This is a genomic window from Bacteroides caccae, assembly GCF_002222615.2.
Taxonomy (GTDB): domain Bacteria; phylum Bacteroidota; class Bacteroidia; order Bacteroidales; family Bacteroidaceae; genus Bacteroides; species Bacteroides caccae.
On the sequence record NZ_CP022412.2, the window covers coordinates 4,533,722 to 4,552,708 of the forward strand.

Genomic DNA, 18,987 nt, shown 5'->3' on the forward strand with positions numbered 1-18,987 from the left:
AATAGAATTTATCCGTAGATTTCCACAATGCCCTTCTCAACTGTATCACAGATAAAGTCAACCTGCTCCATTGTGAGAGCTGCATACATTGGGAGAGTTATCTCGTTATCGGTACAGTAATCGGTCTGTGGAAGGACTGCGCCGAACTCCTTGTAAATAGAGAAGTGGTGTGCTGCAGGATAGTGAACAGAAGTTTGGATACCTGCCGCATGAATATACTCACGAAGGGTATTACGCTTCTCTTTGGTAGAATTGAGAATTACGATTGGGAAGATGTAGTTAGAGGTGAACTCTTCGCAATCAGCAAATGGAACAGCGATGCGTGGATTCTTAGTAAGACGCTCTACATAGCGCTTACGGACAGAAATACGAGTCTCTAAGTCGCACGGGAGCTTTTTGAGCTGCTCTATAGCGATGGCAGCACGAATATCATCCATACGGAAGTTGTAGCCGAGGCAAGTGATATCGTACTCAGTAGCGTGACCTGATGCTCGCTGGTAAGACATAGTGCTCATGCCGTGAGAACGGATAAGACGGGCCTTAGCTGCCATCTTCTCATTGTTGGTGATAAACATACCACCCTCACCGGTAGAGATGTTCTTGTTTGAGAAGAACGAGAACGAAGCGCAATCGCCAATAGTTCCAAGCTTCTTGCCTTTATACTCAGAGAGAGGGCCATGGCAAGCATCCTCGATGACTTTGAGGTTGTGCTTGCGAGCAATCTCCATGATAGCGTCCATATCTGCAGGAAATCCAGCCATGTGAACAACAACGATACCCTTGGTGCGAGGAGTGATCTTTGCCTCGATATCCTTAGGATCGATGTTGATATGGTTAGGACCAACGATGTCAGCAAATATAGGAGTTGCACCTACATAACGGATGCAGTTGCAGCTGGCAGCAAAAGTGAGTGATGGGCAGATAACTTCATCGCCAGGGCCGAAGCCACAAACCATACAGCAGACATGGAGTGAATCAGTACAGTTGGACATGCTGACAGCATACTTCACCTTCCACATGTCGATGAACATCTGTTCGAGTTCTGCGTTCTTAGGACCGGTAGAGATCCAACCAGACTTGATAGTGTCGTAAGCTGCCTGAGCTTCGCGCTCGTCGAAGTTCAGATTAAATAAAGGAATTTGATAAGCCATAATTGTAATTATTTAAATCTGTTGATATTTCTAATAAATACTTGTATAGTGGCGCTTGCATAACTGCTTCTACTATCTTTTCGTCACCAAGTAGTTCTTTCAATTCTGTAAGAGTCACTAAATGAATCTTAATATCTTCAGTTTCTTCTAATTGTTTTTCTTGAACCTTCTTGACACCTTTTGCAATAAATGAATGGCAAGTATTATTCATACCACTTGTATTGGGTATAAATTGACCGAAATATGTCCATTCGCCTCCTGCATATCCAGACTCTTCAAGGAGTTCCCTCTTTGCTGCATCAATAGGTTGTTCTCTTTCAGATACATTTCTTGCAGGTAGCTCAAAGCAGACCTTTTGTACCCCATGTCTATATTGTTCTTCAATGATAAAATTACCATCATCTGTTATTGCAATAACATTAACCCAATCATTGGCTTCAACAACATAGAAATCATCCATCTCAACTCCAGAAGGCATTATAACATGATCTTTTCGAACCTTGAGCCATGGACAAACAAAAGCGTAAGCACTTTTAAGTAAGGTCCAGTTCATTACATTTTCTGATCTAAGTTCTTTCCCTTTTCCTCATGTTCGAAGTTAGGGATGAAGGTCTTTATTGCCTCTACCACCTGGGCTTTCGTGAAGTTTGCTGACTGGAAGATTCCCTCAAGCTCTGTGAAGAAGGTATTGACCTCTTCCATGTTTCTGCGGGTGGTTTGCTCTACTACACCAAGTGCAGAGAACCGCTCCATGTTGATCTTCTCGCCAGGGACATAGAACTCCTCGTATGCCTTTTCTCCAGTGGTGTCCGACTTGAAGTATACGACTGGATAGTTCTCGGTATCATAGTCCATCTCGGCAGCATATTTCTTTGCTTCAGGATCGTTGCCGCACTCTACCTTGGTGAGGCCTTCTGCCTTTACGAAATCATCACAGATAGCAGAGAAAGTGAGCATCTGGTCTTCACCAAGTTTTGGGAAGAAGACTTCGCCACCATTGCCAAGGATACATGCGAGCATACAGATTTGGCCGCTCTCCTCAGGCGAAACAAAATAGCGCTTTACGTCTGATGGAGCAGCAAGTGGCTGCTTCTTCTGGAGACGATGAATCCATCCGTCAGGAAGCGAACCGTTAGAGAAAGCCACATTGGCGAAACGTGCGGTAGTAACCTTGAAGTGAGTATTGTATGCCATCACGAGATCCTCCATGATGCGCTTGCTGGCTCCCATGATGTTGACTGGATTTGCGGCCTTGTCGGTTGAAACACAGAAGAAGTGCTTTGGAGGATAGACGGTCAAGAGGTCCATCAGCTTCTTTGCCTTAATATCGTTGTTCTCGATGAGAGCCTGAACGGAATACTTGTCCTTCTCGGAACGAACGTGCTTGTGAGCTGAGAAGTTGGCAACGATGTCGAAGCCCTTCTCCTCACGGAAGATGCGCTCGAAGATTGGGTCGGCAAAATTGAGGGTGTAGCAACGGAACTCGTCCGGAACAAAGAGACCTTCGGTAGAACGCACGTCACGCACGAGTTCTGCAAGACCGTTCTCGTTAAGGTCAACGACAACAACCGAAGCTGGTTCGAAACGCAGAACTGCCTTGATGAAACTGGAACCGATGGAGCCGGCACCACCAATTACACACACTTTCTTGCCCTTGATCTCGCGGGTGAGAGTCTCGGCATTTGCCTGAATGTCCACCTCGAACATGGAGGTTGAACGGAAGGTGACATGGTCACCTATAAATTTATTTAAATTGAACATATTTCTTCAATCTACGTTTTATTGTCGGAAACATTATATGCGAAAAGAAATGGAGGAAGTCATACTTTGAACATGCTTCTACTGCGATTGGCTCTTTATTAATTGGGAACTCTTTTTTATCAAAATCTACAGGATTGCTCATAGACAATTGTACCGTATGATGAACTCCAGATACACCAATATCCTCAACCATATTTATACAAGGTATGACAGCAAGACCATTATTGACTATTACATTATATTCAAATACAAAATCCCAAGGATAGAACTTGTCCATCTTACAAAAGACTCTGTTTAATAGTTTCTTTCTCCAGATGTATTCTATAGGATTAGCATAGTATTTCTTTAATACAGTATTTTTTATAGTAGGCCAATCTTTCATTTCTCTATCCATACTTTTCCATCTATCTCTCCATGAACCCCAGCCATAAATATGAATGTTCTTAGAAAAGAAATAATCCAAATTAGAAGGGTTATATTGAGGTGTAAAATTATCTCCACTAATCAACCAAACACGTTGATTACACTCATATTTGGGTAGTAGTTTATCAACATAATCGAAAAAAGCACGAGAAGCTTTACAATCTTCTTCGATAACTATTCCTCTCTCCTCATTATCAAATAACCAGTCTATCGCACCCCATAAGGATGTATAAACATCAACATACTCTTCTCGGAACCATGTTATTACCTCACATTCCCAGTTTATTTGACTAATATAGGAGCGGATTTCGAGGTTTCGCTTCACTTCATCAGGTTTATCATCTCGAGCTTTATTGCTGTAGAAATACAGTTTCTTTGGTTTTGCTGCTTTGATTGCTGCAAAAGATTGACTCGCATATTCTGGACGAGCAAATGTGATATATAGTACCGGAGTTTCTACCATATTCATCATATTTTGAAAATGTCCTCGATTTTTAAATTAGGTAAAGAGCCCAATTCATTCATTAACTTACCGCCATCGATGTAAAGGCTCTTGATGTCACCATCTCTGCGGACTTCCTGACCAAAGAACTCATCTTTACAAGGAACGTTATAGATGGCAAAGAGTCGCTCGATAAGGTTTCGGATGCTCAGAAACTCACCACCACCCATGTTATAAACACCTGAAGCAATATGTTTGCAGATAGCTTTATCTACAGTCTCTATCATCTCTTCAAGGGTAATGAACTGACGTGTCTGGAGACCTGCACTAAAGTTTGGTGACTGAGGGTTCTTATCGGCATTGTAATCCTGAAGATACTGAAGGGTATAAGGAACAAGGCGTGTTCCTGGTTTCAGATCATCCTCAGAGAACATGTTTGGAAGAATGAAGTGATAGAAAGTATAGTCTGCGGAAAAATCCTTCATGTAACGTCCATAGAGACGTTTACTCAAACCATAGTCGTTGGTTACAGGAAGTGTAGAGCAGATTACCTCATCTTCAGAAAAGACCTTACCATCTTCGCTATTTAGACCAATTTCCATGTATGAACCAAAGGATACATAGATTCCCTTGTAGTCATGCTTCTTAAGTTGCAGTGTGATCTCAATAGGCGCACTCACGTTGAGAGAGTACATCAAAGACGAGTCTGTCTGCAAGGCTGCCTGCACGCCAGCACCTGATGCATATACGATTACATCAGATGCGATAAGTGTATCGTAGTCAAGTATATCCTTCAAGAGGTTCACTTGATAGAAATTATCACACTCGTAGCCTTTTGGTACATCAAGACCATAGACATCTACAGTAACGCCCTCTTTGGCATAATAATATTTTGTGAGCGCAACGGAAAGCATTCCGTTAGCACCAATGATAGAAATTTTCATTTATGTTCACCAATTAAATTTGAATCTATCGTACGAATAGCAGGAATTATTGCACAAGTGACTATCAGAGAAACGGTTCCTACGACAATGGCTTGAAGATTATATGACTCTAAATAAGGCGCTATGATATAATTATATGTCATATTAACTACACCTACCACAAGGAGGTGGAATGCATAAATAGGTAATGTTAGCTTGCCATACTTAGCAAACAACGAATTATCTATCATTTTTGCTATAAGCAAAGTCGCACTTCCAAGAAAGACTGATGACAAGATGAAATAAATATAGTTACCATAATTTCCATAAGACATAGCAGTTAAATGGTTGCATCCACCATTTAGATTAAAGAAAAGCATCCCAAATAACATGAGTAAAACAGTATTTCCTAATAATACTATTTTATTCCCAATAAGTTTGTGGGATTTATCTAATATTACTCGAATCAGATGACCTATATACATTAAGGTAATACCAGAACACGCTACATTAAACCCGAATGGCATTCCCATTTTGGGTACTCTTTCATTGCTGAAATAGACAGAGATTATTGTCAATGTTACAACTCCTACAGGCATTAACCATTTGACCTTCTCTCCAACTATCGATAACGAATTGTATAATAAAACTGCCACAAAATAGCAAGGAAGAAACCAAAGATGAGTTGATGTTATAAAACCCAATGATTGAATACTTCCATACGCTATATGAACAATGGAATTTGGGGAAATTTGAACACCGAATATAAATGCAAGTAAAAAATAAGGAACTAACACTCTGTAAACCAGTAATTTACCCCCCACATTAGATATTGAATCAGACTCTGTTCTCTCTTTGTTTTATGTACATAGCCATACAACATAAAGAAAAGTTGCACATGGAAAGCAAACAAAAAGAAACATATTCCTGATTTCATGCAACTATGGGAGATAATCACAAACCATATTGCTAAAAACTTTGCCGTATCTACGTATGATAGTCTGAAATCAGCCATTAACCAATAAATTTGTTAATCTCCTCTACACAGAGGTCATATACATTTTCTGTCTTATAGCGCTTGTACCAATCTGAGGTCAGTACAGCAGTCTGCTTGGCATTTAAGCGAGGGTACCAACCGAGGCGGGTCTTTGCCTTGTTAATGTTCAGCATCAAGAGGTTTGCCTCATGGAGCGCGTTAGGATCTGATATATCTTTGAGTTCACCAAATCCGAAGTTTTCAATGATAGCAGAAGCAATCTCCCAAACAGTTAATACGCTCTCCTGTTCTGGACCGAAGTTCCAACCTTCGCAATATTCAGTTGGGTTTTCCCACATCTTCTGAGCCAGCAACATGTAGCCAGAGAGAGGTTCAAGAACATGCTCCCATGGGCGAACAGCCTCAGGTGAGCGGATGTCGATAACTTTGGTCGTTTCGAGGGCACGAATACAATCTGGAATGATACGATCCTTAGCCCAATCGCCACCACCAATTACATTACCAGCCCGTACTGATGCAAGGCTGACGGTATGCTTCTTGCCATAATCTACAGGATTGAAGAACGAACGACGCCAAGATTGGATTGCCACCTCACAAGCACCCTTTGAAGAAGAATATGGATCGTAACCTCCGAATGGATCGGTCTCAACATAACCCTCCAACTGCTCGCAGTTGTCATAACACTTGTCGGTAGTGATCATCACACCAACCTTCACGCTCTTGGTGGCACGAATAGCCTCCATGATGTTGATGGTACCCATGACGTTCACCTCGTAGGTCTCCACTGGAATCTCGTACGATAGGCGTACGAGCGGTTGAGCAGCTAAATGGAAGACAATGTCTGGCTGATATTCTGCAAAGATTTCCTTCATGCGCTTGCCATCACGAATGTCTGTACGAATGTCTGCCTTGATCTTGTTACCGATGCCCGAAAGAACAAAGTTGTCACGCTCTGAGAATGGGTCGAGACCTACACCTACTACCTCAGCTCCAAGTTCGTGAAGCCAGATACAAAGCCAAGAACCTTTGAAGCCAGTGTGACCTGTTACAAGTACTTTCTTACCTTTAAAGAGGCCATTATATATGTCAATCATAACTTTCTTATTTATTCTATTGTATATGCTATTGTATCCTTTGGATTATAAAGTTTGTCTGTGTAAGCCAAAAGAATGAAATCCTTATCGCTATTGTTCACCACAATATGAGCCACATTATTGGGGATGAAAACAGTAATTGCCTTTTCAAGAGACATCTCAATGTCCTTGCGCTCATGGGTCTCCATATCCTCCAGTTTGAGGATAGCACTTCCCCCAATAATAGTAAACCACTCAACAGCCTCTGGATGATAGTGTCCACCCTTTGCTTGTCCTGGTTTTCCCATAGTAAGATAGACCTCACCGGTATGTAAAGGAATGCCTTCCTCGGTTCCTGTAATAGCCTTCAAGAACCAACCTCTATCATCAGCAATCAATCTACGCTGGATGACATGTACTTTATCTATTTGGCTCATATTATTCTCCCTTTGTCATACGATTACGGTACTCAAGATTAGGAACAGTTCTGTCCCAACGCTTCCATGTAGCTTTATCCTCTGCAAGCAATTTCTCAAGTATATTCTTCTCACGAATATTGTCCATGCACTGCCAAAAACCAGTATGGACATATGACATCAGTTCACCTTGCTCTGCCAGTTTCACAAGAGCAGTCTTCTCAAATACGCAAGCATCTCCGCCCTCAAGCAAATCAAAAATTTGAGGTTCAAGCACCATATAACCCGCGTTGATAGGAGCACCATCAGCAGCATTTTTCTCTCGGAAAGACTTTACAGCACCCTCCTCAATGTCCAACACACCTTTGTCCTGAGCCATCTTGACGGCTGTAAGGGTAGCAAGCTTGCCATGGCTCTTGTGAAATTCGATCAACTTGTCAATCTCCACATCGCACACACCGTCGCCATAGGTCATCAGGAATGACTCATTACCTACATACTTCTGGATACGCTTGATACGACCACCTGTCATTGTGTTGTAACCAGTATCAACTACAGTCACCTTCCATGGATCCATGTTTGTCTGGTGAACAGTCATCTCATTCTTTCCATTTCGGTAATCAAAGGTGATATCAGAGTTATGAAGGAAGTAGTTAGCAAACCACTCCTTGATATACTCCTGCTTGTAACCAGCGCAGATGATAAACTCAGTATGTCCATAGTAGGCATACTCCTTCATTATGTGCCAAAGAATAGGCATACCGCCAATCTCAATCATTGGCTTTGGTTTGAACTGAGATTCCTCAGAGATGCGGGAGCCGAAGCCACCGGCAAGGAGAACTACTTTCACTATATTGTCTTTATTAATTGTTCATAATCTTCTAGAACCATATGAGCTCTTGATATCTCGGAAAACTGGCCATTCTTCACATACTGATACCCATTCCATGCAATATTGCATAATTCTGTTTCATGCCCGAGATAGTACTCAATTTTCTCAATAAACTCATCAATAGTGTCGAATAACAACGCGTTTTCATTATCCCTAAACAACGATGATGTTATCTTCGTCCTTTGCTGTAATAAGGCTGTTCCAGAGATAGGTATTTCAAAACATCGTCTGGTATATTCATCTCTGTTGGCTGTAGAGAAGAATGCTAATGCTATAGAGGCAGACTTTATGGTATTTACGTATTCCTCACCCCTTATAATATTATGTAATTTTTCTATCGGCCAATTATTTGCAATAAAAATTTCCTTCCAGTTATCAGGTCCATATATGTGGAAATTTATACCCCTCTTAAATAACTCGTTAAAATAAGTTATTCTCTGATCGTCTTCATAATGGCCTAAAAATACAACTTGACCATTCTTTTTACTAAGTTGATCTTGTGTATATTCCTTTAAATCTGTCTTTGAATAATAGTGCGACATGTATAATTTGGCTTCTTTCGCACCCCATTGCTTTGCCTCTTCAATATTAACAGGACGATATACGTATGTAATGTCAGCATATTTCACGCACCGCAAATAATGGAAGCTTTTTAATCTCCTATGAAGAGTTTTACGGAAAGGATCATCGTTGTGGTAGATAAAAATCTTCATTTGAGGGTACTTATGTTTTAAGTACCGAAGTACCCCCGCAAATATGATTTCAACTCGATACAGGAACAAACAATCTGGCTTAATGTCATCCACAGCCTGTTTTACTATTTTACTATTCTTATATGCAACGCATTGATCCCAAGAATGTCCATTAAGCAACACAACTCTATGTGCATCCTGATTGATTGATTCAAGACCACTTGCCAGTGCCTCTTGGTACATCGGGTATAAGTATATTCCCGCTACAATTATTTTCATATTTATTAAATTGAGTATATTTTATTATATTCCTCTCGGCCGAGTACAAATGCTATCGCAATCATATAATACCTACAATCTGCTCCTGTAAATCCATCAGAAATACAAGAACGTGTAATCCAAATAATAATCGCACTAGATAGCATGTATCTTTCACAAGGAGTCAAACAGGTTTGTTTCGACAATGATTTTCTTAAAAAGGTCAAAAGAATTAATAAGTAAACAGCAGCTTCAACTAAACCTGCATCCAATAATATCTCTAACCAATCGTTGTGTGCATCAAATCCAACAAGATCGACTGCTTTCATGAATTCCTCACCAAATAGTTGAGCATGAAAGTCCAGAGAAAGCCAGTACTCCCAAAGAATAAGGTATATATTCTCGCGGCCGGAATAATTGCCCTCACTTGTATTGTCGATTTTTATCTGCAAATTAACATTGGTTGAGTATATATAGTATAGCACACCAGCTGCGGCTAACAACATCAGAAGAATTGGAATGATTTTTATCTTTCCTGTGTTCTTGTCTTTAGAATAATAATATAACATTATTAAAAAAGATGCGAGTGCAGAGAGCATCGCTCCCCTTTTAGCGGACAAAAAGGAGATTGCGACAAGTGCCAATAATAAGTAGAACAATGTATTTTTTCTATCCCAAACAACACCAACAAGCGGCATTAAGCAAACTAGGGGATATGCCGCATTTACAGAAGATCCATGAACCGTATCAAATGAAAATCCAATATATGAACTTAAAAAGTTAATGAAGTTAACAATGAGCAGTATTATAAAAAACACTTTGAGTCTTTTATATGTTAAGCACCCTGAACGAGACCAAAAATAGAACGGATAAAAGAGCAAAAAAAACACAATAGCAGGAGTTAATAGCTCTGTCGTATTTCTGGTTGAATATGAAGACTCTTGAAAAACCTGTTTGCGACTGAAAAACCAAGCAAGAAACCAGATGGCAACAAATACCCATAATAGATGAGAATATTTTGGGAGATTACCACTACCTATCAATCTGAAGAGATAATATATAGATATACCAACTATTGCAAAGAATAGCAGTATTCCATAATTAAAAATAAAATGCGAAAAAGGTGCAACTAGAATTAAGAAGCACAGTATCTTCATCAATGTCACATCTTGGTTTGTATATTGTAATGGTGTAGTCATTTTACTTTTTTATGATTGATTTTAAGTCCAAGAGATTTTCTCGTTCTGAAGGCACTAAATATATAAATCCAAAATATAATACAATGCAGATGAAAATTGAAACGAACTGCCAAGCCACTCCATCAGATAGTGTTCTAATGTAATAACCTACAAGTCCCATAAGAAGAGATGCTATTGTTATAGACATTAAATTCTTCAGCATCTTTAATGGGGAGATCTCTATATAAACGGCCAACAATATTATATTTACAAAAACTGCTTCAATTCTGACAAGAGATCTGCCAATGTATAATGTTTCAAAGCCATATCTGATACATACTATTACTACAGGTACGACTGCAATAAGGTGAAGTATCTGCGATAATGATGCTATATTGGGTTTTCCTTTGGCTCTATATGCTTCACCCGCGAACTGAGAAAATACCAAAACAGGTGCATTAAGTAAGCCCCAAAGGCCAACAAAACCTGCGGCTTCACCCCATTGGCCACCTAACATTATGCTTGTAATTAAATCGCTATACACATAAATACCAACACTCATGGGAAAAATTAGGAGTGCTGCCGATTTTTGAAATTTGAAGTAAGTGTTATCAAAATTTTGCTTATCATTCTGGTAACGTGATAATGCGGAAAAAAGCACTGGTACCAATATGCCTACTACAATGTTTGTAACTTGGTTTACTATAGATATTGATGTTCTGTATAATCCTAAATAGTACGAATCAAGCGCCTTTCCTACAATAAATAAATCTAAGTACAGGGTTAGCCATACCAATATTGATTCAGCAATAGTCCATATTGTAAAGGACAGCATCTCCTTAAGCTGTTGGAAGCTATAATATAAAGTCGGTTTCCATTTGGATTTCGAAGTTAAGATTACCGCATTTACAATATTGGAACTGATAGTACCAATAATAAGAGCCCAATAATTTTTGTAAATAACTGCTAGCGGAATGGTAATCAAGAGCGGTACCATCAAAGCTGCCATTCTTACATAGAACAGTGTTTTAAAGTCGAAGTCCCTTTTGAATAATGCAGACTGAATGCTAGAGAACCCTGTAAGAGGTATGGAAATGCATGCTATCATCAACACATTACCTAATCCTGAGCAACCAACGACTTCTGCTAAGTCATTACGGAATAATGCGATTGATAACCATATAAGACATGAAACAAAAAGATTAGACCAAAATGCAACAGTTGTATGCTGAGAATGTTCTCTCTCATCTTTAAATTCATGTTGAATAAGATATTTTTGAAATCCGGCATCGGCAAATATCTCCGAGAAGGAAATAACAATACTAATTGTAGCTACAACGCCAAAAGCCTCTGGAGTTAGCAGTCGCGCTAACACCATGGAAGTAATTGGATTGATTAGCTTAGCTACAATCTCAGTTATTGACGACCATTTAGTCGCATTCTTTACCTTATTTGAATCAACTTGAGCCACGGTCTGTTTTTTATCCGATTAATAAACGTCCAACTTTACTCTTCCTAAATAAAAAGGTTAGTAAATAAGAACTAGTAATTGTAATTAACAATGCGATGAGAGGTAACTCCAAAGCAATTTTCGTTTAAGTTTTTGAAACACGCTGGCACTCCCCCCCTATAAGATATTTATTAACAACAATATAGCATACAATAATGCCAAGAAAAGCAACTATTAGATGGACAACTTTCACCATGACCTTCACAATAGGAAGTACAAATTGAAACATCTCGACTTCATTATTGTCTATATATTCTTTAGTGTAATTACAAATAATAAATAGCAGGAAATACATGATAACAGTAATCACAATGTTTTGAGTGTTTACACATTTCCTAAGGACAATATGTCTATATTTGTTAATTTCGTAACCCAATAAAAAGAAGGGGGTATAATATAGAACAAAAGATAAGTTAAGCGGTAAGTGTATAGTTTGTATTATTGCAGCAAGACATGCTAAAGCAATAAACATACATTTGAATAAGGTATCGGGAAGCTTTAGAAGTAATGAAGCAAAAAGAAATACACCAAACAACATCGGTAGATACCATAGATGTCCTGCACCTGTGATCAAATACTGAATAATTTCCAAGCAGGATAAAGACTTGTCTCTGTAAAATAACAACATATATGCAACACTAAAAACTATCGCCGGAATATATAGTCTCCGAAACTTATTCTTAATTAGGCTTAGTGTATTGTTGCCCTTAGAACTGCATTGTAAATAATATATGTATCCGGAAAAGAATACAAATAGCTCCAGAGAGAAGCTAATAGCAAATTTGGCAATCCACCAATAAGCCTTTATGTCTTGAAAGGCAACTGGGGCATCCCATTCGTGCATATAAATAATAAAGGAATGGTAAATGACTATCAGCAAGATTGCTAACGGTCTTAATAATACCACATCCTGTAAAATTTTCTTTTCTGTTGCCATTTTTCTATATATTAAGATGTGCTTTACCAAGATTTTATGTTAATGTGCGGAGTAATCATTAAACCAGAGTTCCACGCACCTTCTATGATATTCAAAAGAAGACCTGCATCACTAGCAATGCAACTTTTCTTAATAACCGTTCGGTGATAAGGTCCACCAAACAGCATCGACTCTGAAAAACACCGATGCATTTGAAAAATTATAATTTTGATTGATTAAACTTTCGCCTGAGAATTGCTTTTTATCCAGTTCTGGGGAAGCAATTCACTCAATTTTTCTTTTGGAGTTAAAGATATCTTATCGAGGACATCAGATAACCATTTCTCCGGATTAATACCAAGTACCTTGCAGGCTGCAAAGAATGTGTACATCACTGCAGCATAATGGCATGGCTCGTCGTTCTGACAAGACAGATGATTCTGTTTTCCCATGACTAAAGCACGAATAGACGATTCCGTAGTGTTTATTGTCCACTGGAACCATATCAATAATCCATATAAGCTGTCAGTTCATCATAGTGACGGATTATATAATTACAAGCCTTATGCATCTGGCTGTTGGGGGGCACATCATTTACAGTGAAAACACACCAAGCTAACAAAGACTGCCAGACTATTTCTGCATTCGATTTCCAGTAGACAATCTTATCCGCACCGATAAGGCACAATTCCTTGATTTGGTCTTCCACCCCATAAATGCTTCTGGAAAGAGAAGCAAGACCTAAATTTGATAAAAGTACATTTTCAGTCTTTGCCCGTTCGAATTCACGACTAGCATGGGCGGAGCAGCGACACACCACTCTGCCTGTCTTGGCTATCCAGTCATAGCTCTGGCAGCCGTCACATAAAATCAGGTTTCCCCTCCGTAAGCACTCAATAGCATCCACCCTCTTAAAAATCAAGAAGATGAACTTTTGAGCAATTAAAAAGTTAACAATTTATAATGTATTACACAGCCATTGACATAGGAACAAGGTCGTCATAATTCTCATTCCCGTCCAGCAAAAGCTTAATTGTTGTTGCGATATAGCCACGGGCATTAAGACCTACATTCTTGCAGGTTTCAATAAGAGTGAAAAATGTCAGTGCTGTTTCAACGCCCTCTTCAATACTAAAAAACAATGAATTTTTTCGATGTATTGTAAAAGGTCAGATGGTTCTTTCAACAAGCATATTATCTATGGTATACCGACCATCCTTCCTGTAATTTTGAAGCTCTTCCCAGCCGTTGATCATATAACTGAGTGACTTCCTCATCATCTCACCATAATGTTTCCGTTTACTGTTCAACAGTTTCATCGCCCTTTCATATATGGAAGTTAAAATGCGAGTCACATCATCCTGACTTCGTCGTTTCTTTATCTCGTGAGGCTTTAACCGTTTCAGGATGCATTCAGCTTCTACCATATACAATTCACCTATTTTCTGGACAAACTATTCGGCATTCGCATCCTTGTTTACCTCCTAGGTCATAGCAAACTTATTGCGCACATGCACCCAACAGAGAATTAACTCATATTGGGGAAGTACTTCACATAACGGATTATTTTTTTGGGGGTCCATTAATATCATGGATTGGCTTTTCCAGATCATTTTTTGTAAAATAGTCTTCATCTGTACCACTTTGACCGACAATCCTCCGTCTTGATATCAACTGCATAGGGAACAGGCTTACCGTTAAGATTACATCCTTTAATGTAGAGTCTTCTCGTCCAATAGTAACTCCATAATAGCCCTACAGAGGTCCTCAAACTGCGTACCATTGAGGGCAGAAAGATCTTTACAATAGCCAATTTGAATTACTTAGCGAGAATTCTTGTATGCATGGATATAATGTTGACTTTGACAGTCTATCTTTTGTGTTGCTTTATATAGTTATTATCATGAAGTACCACAACTGGCCCGTTAAAGTAGTGCAAAAAAAATAAACAGTTTAGAATAAAATACATACACTATTTTTTCATATTCCCGTAGTACTTAGCATACCACTCTGCAAACTTTCTCAATCCCACACGTAGTGATGTTGACGGTTTAAATCCAAAATCTTGTTCCAAAGGAGTCGTATCAGCATATGTCACAGGTACATCTCCGGGTTGCATCGGTACTAGTTTTTTGTGGGATTCAAAGTCATAGTCGTTGGGAAGTACACCTGCACGAATAAGTTCATCCTGAAGGATTGTTACAAAGTCTAAAAGATTTTCTGGAGAATTATTGCCGATATTATATACTTTATAAGGAGGAATTGGTAATCCATCATCACCATTTTTCTTTTCAGGAGCATGCTGCATGATACGGACAACGCCCTCTACAATGTCATCCACATAGGTGAAGTCACGTTTACAATTACCATAATTGAAAACCTGAATGGTCTCGCCCTTCAACAGTTTGTTAGTAAAACTAAAGTAAGCCATATCGGGACGTCCACAGGGACCATAGACAGTGAAAAATCGCAAACCAGTACTTGGTATATTGTAGAGCTTACTGTATGCATGAGCCATTAACTCATTGCTTTTTTTAGTAGCAGCGTAAAGTGATACAGGATTGTCTACCTTATCATCAGTGCTATAAGGCACTTTCTTATTGCTTCCATATACACTGCTTGAAGAAGCATATACTAAGTGCTCCACACCATAATGACGACAAGCCTCTAGAATGTTATAAAAACCAATAAGATTACTTTCAATATAAGCATCAGGGTTAGTGATACTATAGCGTACACCAGCTTGTGCTGCAAGATTCACCACTACTTGCGGACGGTAATTAGTGAAGGCTGACTCTACGATTTCTTTCTTGGCAATATTGTCTTTTATGAAAACAAATCTGTCACCATAAACCGACAACTCCTCCAAGCGTTCATACTTTAAACGTACATCATAGTATTCGGTTATACTATCAATACCGATGACCTTTATGCTGTCAAACTCAGCCAGCAAACGTTTCACCAGATTGGCTCCAATAAAACCGGCTGCACCGGTCACTAAAACCACTTTATTCTCCAGACTGACGTTGTATGTTACCATAAAATTAATCCCTTTGGAAAATGTCACGAGTATATACCTTATCCTTCACATCGTCAAGGCATGCGTCGTAACGGTTAGCGATGATGGCCCGACTGATCTCCTTGAACTTAGTCAGGTTATTTACTACTTTTGAACCAAAGAATGATTCATCGTCTTGCAATGTTGGTTCGTAAATAATAACCTCTGCACCTTTCGCCTTAATACGCTTCATAATCCCCTGAATGGCACTTTGACGGAAATTATCTGAATTTGACTTCATGGTCAGACGATATACACCGATCACTATATTTTGTTCTTTGTGAACATCCCATTGACTGGACGCAGTGTAATAACCAGCTTTAGACAAAACCTGATCAGCTATGAAGTCTTTTCTTGTGCGATTACTCTCTACAATAGCGCTCATCATGTTTTGAGGTACATCCTGATAATTAGCCAATAGTTGTTTCGTGTCTTTCGGCAAACAATAACCACCATAACCAAAACTAGGATTATTATAATGTGTGCCAATACGAGGATCCAAACCAACACCCTGTATTATAGACTGAGAATCTAGCCCCTTCATCTCCGCATAAGTATCAAGTTCATTAAAATAGCTGACACGTAAAGCAAGATAGGTATTAGCAAACAATTTAACAGCTTCCGCCTCCTTCAAACCCATAAAAAGAGTAGGAATATCTTCCTTAATTGCTCCTTCCTGAAGCAAAGCGGCAAAAGTACGTGCAGACTTCTCTAGGGCAGGAATATCCGCAACAGCCTTGATTGCTTCATTTTCCTCTTTAAATTGTTCGCTCTCTATAAATTTTGGATAACCAACAATAATACGACTTGGATATAAATTATCATAAAGAGCCATACTCTCACGAAGAAACTCCGGAGAAAAAAGCAAATTAAACTTCTTTACTCCTTTACGGGCATATTTCAAATAAAGTCCCCGACAATATCCTACAGGAATAGTAGACTTGATTACCATCACAGCATCAGGATTGACACTTAAAACAAGATCTATGACATCTTCTATATGATGAGTATCAAAATAATTCTTCACCGGATCATAATTAGTAGGAGCTGCTATGACTACAAAATCCGCATCACTGTATGCTTGAGCACCGTCAAGCGTAGCAGTTAGATTCAATGCCTTTTCGGACAAATACTTCTCTATATACTCATCCTGAATAGGTGATTGTTTACGATTAAGCATATCTACTTTCTCGGGAATCACATCGACTGCCGTCACCTGATGATGTTGCGACAAAAGCGTTGCTATACTAAGACCAACATATCCGGTACCTGCAACAGCAATCTTTAAATCTTTCATATCCATTGTTGATTTATGTTAGTGTTATAGATTATTCTAATTATTTATCCAGAACCTCAAACCGCGGTGAGTTCTTCGATTTAAACTCCGGTACCACTTTCTTCATCAACCTCACCGTATCCATGATTTTTACTGTACGCGACAACTTCTCAAACTCCGCATAAGTGTCAAGAATATCAGCATATTCATAATGACGTACCTTAGCTATCATAATTTTCTTATTCTCTGTAGGAATCGTATTCTCCTTATCACTCAGGACTTCCTCATAAAGTTTCTCACCCGGACGTAATCCCGTAAACTTTATTTCAATATCTTCACCCGGACGATAACCGGCCAGTTCGATCATACGAGTAGCCAAGTCAACAATCTTCACAGCCTTGCCCATCTCAAAGACAAAAATCTCATTGCCCTCACCCATAGTAGCGGCCTCCATTACCAGGCGACAAGCTTCGGGAATAGTCATAAAGAAACGGATGATATCGGGATGAGTCACTGTGACAGGACCACCATTCTCGATTTGTTCCTTAAAACGGGGAATTACAGAGCCGTTACTACCCAAGACATTTCCAAAGCGGGTAGTGATAAATTTGGTATGACCTTTCACTTTTCCCTCACGAATAGCACATCCCAGACTCTGTACATAGATTTCTGCCAGACGTTTCGAGCATCCCATTACATTGGTCGGATTCACCGCCTTATCGGTAGAAACCATGATCATTTTCTCAGCTCCGTATTCCACAGCCATATCAGCAACCTGACGCGAACCGACCACATTGACCAGCACAGCTTCACAGGGATTTTCCTCCATTAACGGAACATGCTTATAAGCAGCAGCATGGAAGATTACCTGAGGGTGATAGATATCGAACACCATACGAAGACGCTCTTTCACGCGGACATCTCCAATGACAGGAACAAAATCAAGACCGGGATAATTCTTCTCAAATTCCAGACGGACATTATGCAGAGGTGACTCGGCAGAGTCAAACATGATCAGTTTCTTGATATTCATCTGAGCCAATTGCCGGCAAAGCTCGCTACCAATACTACCGGCAGCTCCTGTCACCAACACAACCTTGCCACAAAACTCAGTCATCACCTCCTCCATATTAATATGAATTTCTGAGCGACCCAGCAAATCCTCAATCTTGATAGGACGTACCCACTGGTGGAAACTTCCGTTTTCGTCAGCCTCACTAATACTCGGAGCTATCAATGTTTTCAACCCGTTTCTTTTACAATACTGAAGCAAACGTCCTTCCTCTTCACGGGTATTCTCATAGCGGGCAAACAAGATACCTCCGATACATTTCTTATGAATCAGTTTATTGAAGCACTCTTCATCTTTAAAAGAATAAACAGGAAGATCAGCCACACGCCGAATAGAATTACCTGTTCCATAAATGCAAAAACCTACAACTTTATAATGAGAACTGTTCAGTAACCGGACTTTCAATGCCACACTCTTATCATCAATACCATAAATCAGAATACGCATATTCTTTTTATTCAGTACATTCAGTAAGAATTCATAAACAATAATCAACTGCATACGAAACCCGACCATAACAATAAAAGTAAGCATAGCGTCAAACAGTACAAAAATTATTTTCTGACTGTTATGTAATCCCGTCTGTGGCAGAAGAAACCAAATGACAATGGCTATGCAGACAGCCTTTATGAGCACACTTCCCGCCAACCTCCATAATTCCTTCAACTGAGAAAAACGAATCGTATTACGATAAGTATGAAATAGAGTAGCCCCCAAAACACTCGATATAACTGAAACCGCCAAGATATGGAAAAGTGAAACTATTTCTTTGGAAGTTTCCGTAATATAATGAATGCCAATAAATGACACCCAAGTACACAGTAAAGCTATGAATGTATCGATTCCCAATACAACCCAATAGCTAAAGTAGTTTTTCTGTAAATAATGAATAAAACGGTCAAATGCGTGTTTCATAATTTAAATCCCCCAATTAATTATCATATATTCT

General features: G+C 39.2%; 19 protein-coding genes. All 19 read right to left on the reverse strand.

Annotated features, from left to right (window positions below):
• Positions 1-8: 8 nt before the first annotated feature.
• The 19 genes from CGC64_RS18540 to CGC64_RS18635 all read right to left on the reverse strand — a co-directional run bounded on the left by CGC64_RS18540 (position 9) and on the right by CGC64_RS18635 (position 18,953).
• Positions 9-1,151, reverse strand: coding sequence for a DegT/DnrJ/EryC1/StrS family aminotransferase (locus tag CGC64_RS18540; RefSeq protein WP_005678784.1), 1,143 nt, complete (start codon positions 1,149-1,151; stop codon positions 9-11).
• Positions 1,126-1,704 (reverse strand): NUDIX hydrolase, encoded by a 579-nt coding sequence (locus CGC64_RS18545; protein ID WP_005678783.1) that lies wholly within the window; start codon positions 1,702-1,704, stop codon positions 1,126-1,128. The genes CGC64_RS18540 and CGC64_RS18545 overlap by 26 nt, the downstream gene beginning before the upstream one ends.
• On the reverse strand, positions 1,704-2,912 hold the full coding sequence (locus CGC64_RS18550) for a UDP-N-acetylglucosamine 4,6-dehydratase (protein ID WP_005678782.1): 1,209 nt from the start codon (positions 2,910-2,912) through the stop codon (positions 1,704-1,706). Before CGC64_RS18550 ends, CGC64_RS18545 begins: the two co-directional genes overlap by 1 nt.
• Positions 2,896-3,798 carry a hypothetical protein gene (locus tag CGC64_RS18555; RefSeq protein ID WP_146109160.1) on the reverse strand — a complete coding sequence of 301 codons (903 nt, stop codon included), beginning with the start codon at positions 3,796-3,798 and terminating at the stop codon, positions 2,896-2,898. The genes CGC64_RS18550 and CGC64_RS18555 overlap by 17 nt, the downstream gene beginning before the upstream one ends.
• Before the next feature lie 5 nt (positions 3,799-3,803).
• The gene (locus tag CGC64_RS18560; protein WP_005678779.1) at positions 3,804-4,721 is read right to left on the reverse strand and encodes an NAD-dependent epimerase/dehydratase family protein; all 918 of its coding nucleotides are present in this window, start codon (positions 4,719-4,721) and stop codon (positions 3,804-3,806) included.
• Positions 4,718-5,524: an acyltransferase family protein gene (locus CGC64_RS18565; RefSeq protein WP_317045756.1), complete on the reverse strand. Its 807-nt coding sequence runs from the start codon at positions 5,522-5,524 to the stop codon at positions 4,718-4,720. Before CGC64_RS18565 ends, CGC64_RS18560 begins: the two co-directional genes overlap by 4 nt.
• A 190-nt stretch (positions 5,525-5,714) precedes the next feature.
• A complete protein-coding gene (rfbG, locus tag CGC64_RS18575) occupies positions 5,715-6,791 on the reverse strand; it encodes a CDP-glucose 4,6-dehydratase (RefSeq protein WP_005678776.1) in 1,077 nt (358 codons plus the stop codon).
• 11 nt (positions 6,792-6,802) lie between these two features.
• Positions 6,803-7,207, reverse strand: coding sequence for a polysaccharide biosynthesis C-terminal domain-containing protein (locus CGC64_RS18580; protein WP_005678775.1), 405 nt, complete (start codon positions 7,205-7,207; stop codon positions 6,803-6,805).
• Between the two features lies 1 nt (position 7,208).
• Positions 7,209-8,036, reverse strand: a complete 828-nt coding sequence (gene rfbF / locus CGC64_RS18585) for a glucose-1-phosphate cytidylyltransferase (protein WP_032855406.1) — start codon at positions 8,034-8,036, stop codon at positions 7,209-7,211.
• Positions 8,036-9,049 carry a glycosyltransferase family protein gene (locus CGC64_RS18590; RefSeq protein ID WP_005678773.1) on the reverse strand — a complete coding sequence of 338 codons (1,014 nt, stop codon included), beginning with the start codon at positions 9,047-9,049 and terminating at the stop codon, positions 8,036-8,038. Before CGC64_RS18590 ends, rfbF begins: the two co-directional genes overlap by 1 nt.
• Before the next feature lie 5 nt (positions 9,050-9,054).
• A complete protein-coding gene (locus CGC64_RS18595; RefSeq protein WP_005678772.1) occupies positions 9,055-10,227 on the reverse strand; it encodes an O-antigen ligase family protein in 1,173 nt (390 codons plus the stop codon).
• Position 10,228: 1 nt separating this feature from the next.
• The gene (locus CGC64_RS18600) at positions 10,229-11,677 is read right to left on the reverse strand and encodes a lipopolysaccharide biosynthesis protein (RefSeq protein WP_032855401.1); all 1,449 of its coding nucleotides are present in this window, start codon (positions 11,675-11,677) and stop codon (positions 10,229-10,231) included.
• A 124-nt stretch (positions 11,678-11,801) separates the two neighbouring features.
• Positions 11,802-12,653: an acyltransferase family protein gene (locus CGC64_RS18605; protein WP_005678770.1), complete on the reverse strand. Its 852-nt coding sequence runs from the start codon at positions 12,651-12,653 to the stop codon at positions 11,802-11,804.
• A 215-nt stretch (positions 12,654-12,868) separates the two neighbouring features.
• Entirely contained in the window at positions 12,869-13,084 is a 216-nt protein-coding gene (locus tag CGC64_RS18610) for a transposase domain-containing protein (RefSeq protein ID WP_005678768.1), read from the reverse strand.
• 53 nt (positions 13,085-13,137) lie between these two features.
• A complete protein-coding gene (locus CGC64_RS18615; RefSeq protein WP_032855398.1) occupies positions 13,138-13,539 on the reverse strand; it encodes an IS66 family transposase in 402 nt (133 codons plus the stop codon).
• Between the two features lie 262 nt (positions 13,540-13,801).
• Positions 13,802-14,074 (reverse strand): IS66 family transposase, encoded by a 273-nt coding sequence (locus tag CGC64_RS18620; protein WP_412096087.1) that lies wholly within the window; start codon positions 14,072-14,074, stop codon positions 13,802-13,804.
• Between the two features lie 530 nt (positions 14,075-14,604).
• Positions 14,605-15,672 carry an NAD-dependent epimerase/dehydratase family protein gene (locus tag CGC64_RS18625; RefSeq protein ID WP_005678764.1) on the reverse strand — a complete coding sequence of 356 codons (1,068 nt, stop codon included), beginning with the start codon at positions 15,670-15,672 and terminating at the stop codon, positions 14,605-14,607.
• A gap of 4 nt (positions 15,673-15,676) precedes the next feature.
• Positions 15,677-16,993 (reverse strand): nucleotide sugar dehydrogenase, encoded by a 1,317-nt coding sequence (locus CGC64_RS18630; protein WP_005678763.1) that lies wholly within the window; start codon positions 16,991-16,993, stop codon positions 15,677-15,679.
• A gap of 34 nt (positions 16,994-17,027) precedes the next feature.
• Positions 17,028-18,953, reverse strand: coding sequence for a polysaccharide biosynthesis protein (locus tag CGC64_RS18635; RefSeq protein WP_005678762.1), 1,926 nt, complete (start codon positions 18,951-18,953; stop codon positions 17,028-17,030).
• Positions 18,954-18,987 lie beyond the last annotated feature (34 nt).